The organism is Streptomyces sp. NPDC007189 (assembly GCF_040703635.1).
Classification (GTDB): Bacteria; Actinomycetota; Actinomycetes; order Streptomycetales; family Streptomycetaceae; genus Streptomyces.
Window position 1 is genome coordinate 1 of the sequence record NZ_JBEYEY010000061.1, and the last position, 5,157, is coordinate 5,157.

Below are 5,157 nucleotides of genomic sequence, written 5' to 3' on the forward strand. Positions count from 1 at the left end.
TCTCGCACGTGCTGCTGAGCCGGGTAACGGACGCCGACGCGCGCGATCTGGCGCGTACCCGCGCCGAGGCGGTCACGGCGAACGTCACCGCCAAAAACGGCCGTGTCGTACTCACGGGTCGCCGGACCGGTGCAGGAGCATGACGTCGCGGGTAGCACGCTCGGCCAGGGTGCCGATGGCCGATCCGGGCGGTGGATTGTGACGGGAGTCCCCGGTGAAGCACCTCCCGAACTCCCGGCCCGCGTCGATAATGACCTTGTGCGCTCGCTAGCCAGGAAATCCATCCTGCCCCTGACGCTCGTCATCGTCGGGGCAGCCGCAGTGATGGGCGACGCCTCGGGGCAAACCCATGCGGCCAGAAGCAGCGGGCGCAGCGGTTTCGGCAAGTCCGGCGAGCCGGGCCAGTCCCAGCGGGGCCAGGACCAGGACCTCCCCGCTACGGCCCCGGCCAAGGACGGGACCGCGTACACCCCCCGCAGGACCGAGGAGAACGCCCGGATCGGCGCGGTCTTCGAGAAGGACGACCGCGGCGCCCACTTCTGCACGGCGAGCGTGGTGCAGAGTCCGGGCCGGAACATGCTGATCACCGCGGCCCACTGCGCCTTCGACGCCGACTCCGGACAGCCGCTGAACGACCTGGTCTTCGCCCCCGGCTACCGCAACGGCGACGAACCCACCGGCCTGTGGAAGGTCAGCAAGGTGGTCGTCGACGACCGCTGGGCCAAGTCGCAGGACGAGGACCTCGACGTCGCCTTCCTCGTCCTGGACCAGAAGCACGGCAAGGACATCCAGGACCTCCTGGGCGGCAACACCCTCGGTACAGACCGCGGCTTCGACAACAAGGTCAAGATCACCGGCTACCCCACCAGCCGCGATACCCCCATCTCGTGCCAGAACCGCACCACGAAGTTCAGCGACACCCAGCTGCGCATCCAATGCACCCACCTCGAGGACGGGACCAGCGGCAGCCCCTGGCTCACCGACTACGACCCCAAGAGCCACACCGGCACGGTCATCGGCGTCCTGGGCGGCCACGAGGGCGGCGGCGACCAGGACGATGTCTCCTACGCCGCATACTTCGACGACGACATCGCCAAGCTCTACCGACGAGCCCAGGACGAGGACTGAGCCCAGCTCATCCGCACCCAGCTCACGGCGAAGGGCTGAAGCCGCGAAGCGTGCCGGGGAGGGGCTGGGCGGCCGAGAGCCGATCCTGGGGCGAGTCTACGGCTGACGATTCGGTTGCGGTGGCGCAAGGGAAGCTTTGCTTGTGAAGCCTTCGACGATGTGTGGATGCCATCCCCAGGCCCGCCCCGCATGAACGACATCAAGCCGGACGGCGTGATCCACGCAGCAGGGTCCGCGCCCGGTCGAAGGACAAGTAGTCGCCATAGCTCGAGCCTCCTGCTCTGGTCACCACGATGCCCTGCCACCGGCTCATCGCCGTCCGGACAATGACAACCCCTGCTCGGCCTCCCCTGCCAACTCTGCTCGAGATGTGAGCTGTGCAGGTGCCGCATCATCTGCCGTAGTGGCATCCAACCGAACAGATACGCGGGTCCAAACCTTTGGTCCGACAGCCACCGAGCCGGCCGCGGCCCCGCGCGGTCGCGGCGATCGTCGCCGACGGAAGATATCCGCCCACTCCTGCTCACAATCGGCGCAACCAGCCGAGACACCTCTACACCGCGTGGCTCGTCGCCACCCGGTGGCGCGACTCCGCCTGTTCAGAGCACAGAGTCGACCTGCTGGCAGACCTGACCCACCTGCTTGGCCGAGGCCGCCGCCCACGAGCGCGACGGACCGTCCTGTTCCACGGGTCGACCTGAGGGCCGGGTCCGAGCCGACCGAGCCCATTCGTCCAAGGTGCGCCGTCCGGCCGCCGCACTCCGGAATCGCACCTGGCCAACGACCATTTCTTACGCATCGACAAGTTCAAACGCAATTCCCCCTCCCCGCAACCGGCGATACACCCGGATGCCACGCAAGAGGATCAATATGTCATGTCCATGCGTGATTCTACTTGGAGGGTTCCTTGCTGACTCTGCGACGTCCCCAGCTGTCCTGGGCGAAGCGGTTCGCGGTGCTGTTCGCCGCCATCGCGTCCGTGCTCACTGCGTCCGCCGTCAACAGCCCTGCCGCGACTGCGGCGGTCTACGGCTCCTGCAGCGTCGACGGATGCTCCGACGCGGCCTCGGCGAACTCGGCCTGGTCCGACCTCGGCTACCCGACCGCTCGGGGTTGGTACGACTGGCCGGACGGCGAGTGCAGCTACGCGGGCGGTGTGTTCTACAACAATGACGGGCAGTTGCCGTCCGGTGACACCTTCTACGAGTACGACGTCTACCCGCGCACCTGCGGCGCCCATCGGGACGCCTACCGGATCGTCGTCGACTCCAACACCGGCGTGGTCTGGTATTCGCCCGACCACTACTCCGACTTCTACCAGCTCTGACACTCCGGCAGGACTTGAATCATCGGTCTGCTCAGGCGTCCGGGCACCGTCGAGGGCTGAGGGCCACCGCTGTGTCATGGTCATACCGGCTAAGAGGCCGTCCGCCGACAGACGCCTCTTCCTGTCGGCGACCGGCACGGTCAGCCGTCGGCCCACGGAGCACGGGCGACCCGTGATCGCGGAGTGAAACAAGGGGCCGTAGTCACCGGCGATGACAGACCTTCATGTGCTGCGGCCCGGGCCCCTCTCGTGACCCGGGCCGCAGTCGTACAGCGCCTCCGCCTGGTCGCCGGAGCCGTAGGCCGCCGAGGGCACGACCGTGCAGTGGCCGACGGTCCAGCGCACGATCACGGCAGTGGGCGTGACCGCGTGGCGCAGGCTCATGTTCGCCTCGGCGCGGTTCAGGACGACGTAGCGCAGCCGGCCGGTGTCGATGAGCCCGCGGAAGCCACCGGACGTCGGATACGGGACCCGACCGGTGAAGCCGCCCACGGGTAGCACGTGCGCGTTGGCGGAGATGATGTAGGGCGCGGCCTCCCACCAGCCGGGCACTGCGGCCAGGTACTCGGCGCCGCCTCGGTGCGCGGTCAGGTAGGCCAGCAGGCGCTCCCGGGTCGGGCCGAGCTTCGCGAGCGGGTTGCCCACCCGGTGGTTGGTGGGGCCCACGCGGCCCAGCGAGCCGGGCTGGTTGTAGCGCAGGGACAGCGCCGACCCCGACCAGGCGGCCGGGATGAGCAGGACCGCGGCGAGCCCGGCGGCCAGGCCGGCCGTGACGAGGCGCGGCCGTCGGCGGATGCAGGACAGCACCAGGGCGACCAGGCCGAGGGCTGTGGCGGTGGGGACGGACCAGGGGAAGAAGTGCGGGTACCACAGCGTCAGGGTCACGCACCAAGCGAGGTTCACGGCGATCACGCTGGGCAGCACCCAGGCCCGTCGACCGCCCCTGCGGCACGCCCGCCAGGCCCGCACGGCCCCGGCGCCGCCCATTGCGGCCAGCGCCACGGCGACGACACCCATGTAATAGGTGTGTCCGGTCACGCTGCCGAAGCTGAACACCAGGAAGAACGTGACCAGCCACGACCCCCACAGCACATAGCCTGCCAGCATTCGGTCCGTGCGGGCCGCACGCCGCCGCCACAGCGCCCATGCGCCGCCCGCGACCCCGAGCGCGGCCAGCGGGTACAGCCATCCGGTCTGTGTGGCGATCCCGGGGCTGAACATCTTCCAGACGCTGTCGCCCATGCCGGGCCCGGTGCCGGCCGTCCGCAAGCTCTCGTTGGGGGCGACGCTACCGGCGGCGGCCGCGTCGAGGCCGTGGAAGCGGGTCAGGAAGTTGTAGCCGACGACCAGACCGTACGCCGAGTTGTCCGTGGTGCCGTCGAGGTACGGGCGCTCGGATGCCGGGGTCAGCGTGGCCACCACCATCCACGACAGCGACACGCCGAACGCCACCGCGCCGGCCAGCGCGACGTCCAAGAGCCGACGGCGCAGGGCCGTGGGCGCGGCGACGAGATAGGTCCCAGCGAGCGCGGGCAGCACCGCCCAGGCCTCCAGCATTTTGCACTGGAAGGCCGCGCCCACCCACACCCCCGCGAGCAGCAGCCGGCGGCCCCGGCCCCGCTCGGTCGCCCGCTGGGTGGCCGCGGCGGCCAGAAGCAGCAGAAGGGCGAACGGCGAGTCCTCCGTGACGGACCGCCCAAGGCCGACGAACACGGGAGTGAGGGTCAAAAAGCCCGCCGCCAGCAGACCGGCCGGCACACCCGCCCAGCGGCGTACCAGACCATGGAGCAGGACCACGCAGGCCATGCCTTCGATCGCCTGCGGCAGCACCAGCGCCCATGGACGGAAGCCGAAGACCAGCGCCGACAGGGCCTGCGGCCACAGGTAGCCGGGCAGCTTGTCGATCGTGATCGTGTTGCCCGGGTCGAAGGATCCGTAGAAGAAGGCGACCGGATTGTCGGTCATGCTGCGCACGCCGGCCGCGTAGAACCCATGGAACGAGCTGTCGTCCAGGTCCCACAGGGTGAGCACGGCGGCGACCGTCACGATGCCCAGCAACACTGGGAGCTCGTACGCTGGTCGCGGTGTACCCGTGCGGGGCGCGGGTGGCGCCGGCCCGCCGCCGCGGGGCCGGTTCAGCACGGCGGAGATGGCGCGCACTGACGCGGGCTCGGCGCCTCGCTCTTGGGTCGGCTCGCTGTGGGGCGTGAGCATGAACGGCCTTTCAGGACTCCCGAAAACTCAATCCGGACGCAGTGGGCGATCCGGATCTTGGGGAGTATCCGTCGGTCGACATGCACGGAATCTGAACGGAGACTTAACCGCGTACAGGTCTCACCGCCCTCTCACTCAAATGGGAAGTAGTGGGAAATACAGGTAAGAGGTGGATCTGAAGGGCGGCGTTCGGGCCGCTCCATGTCAGCCGTCCATCGGATCGCGGCGCGCGTGCGCGAGTAATCGTCGTGGGATGTCCTCGCGTTGCGCCGCGGTCGCGCCGAGGGGAAGCTTCGTCACTCCGCAGAACCGTGGCCGCCTCAGGCCAAATCTGCTGCGGTGATGCCGTCGGGATGTCCGGACGGCCACTCCACCAATTCAATCCGGTAACCATCCGGGTCCGTGAGCCACGACGTCTTCGGGCCGTGAGCGCCGCCCGGGTACTGGAGGGGTTCGGGCCCCAGGCCGGCTTCGGTCAGCGTCGCCAG

General features: G+C 69.2%; 3 protein-coding genes and 1 pseudogene. 2 read left to right on the forward strand and 2 right to left on the reverse strand.

The genetic code is table 11. The annotated features are described in order from the left end of the window. Positions 1-258 precede the first annotated feature (258 nt). Positions 259-1,128: a trypsin-like serine protease gene (locus tag AB0950_RS40260; protein WP_366780805.1), complete on the forward strand. Its 870-nt coding sequence runs from the start codon at positions 259-261 to the stop codon at positions 1,126-1,128. Between the two features lie 907 nt (positions 1,129-2,035). Continuing rightward, complete coding sequence (locus AB0950_RS40265; RefSeq protein ID WP_360163001.1) at positions 2,036-2,455, forward strand: ribonuclease domain-containing protein; 420 nt, start codon at positions 2,036-2,038, stop codon at positions 2,453-2,455. Between the two features lie 222 nt (positions 2,456-2,677). Here AB0950_RS40265 and AB0950_RS40270 read toward each other — a convergent pair whose 3' ends face one another. Both AB0950_RS40270 and AB0950_RS40275 read right to left on the reverse strand, forming a co-directional pair. Next, positions 2,678-4,516 carry a glycosyltransferase family 39 protein gene (locus AB0950_RS40270; RefSeq protein WP_366780806.1) on the reverse strand — a complete coding sequence of 613 codons (1,839 nt, stop codon included), beginning with the start codon at positions 4,514-4,516 and terminating at the stop codon, positions 2,678-2,680. 473 nt (positions 4,517-4,989) lie between these two features. Then, positions 4,990-5,157: pseudogene (locus AB0950_RS40275) on the reverse strand (VOC family protein); the annotation flags it as partial.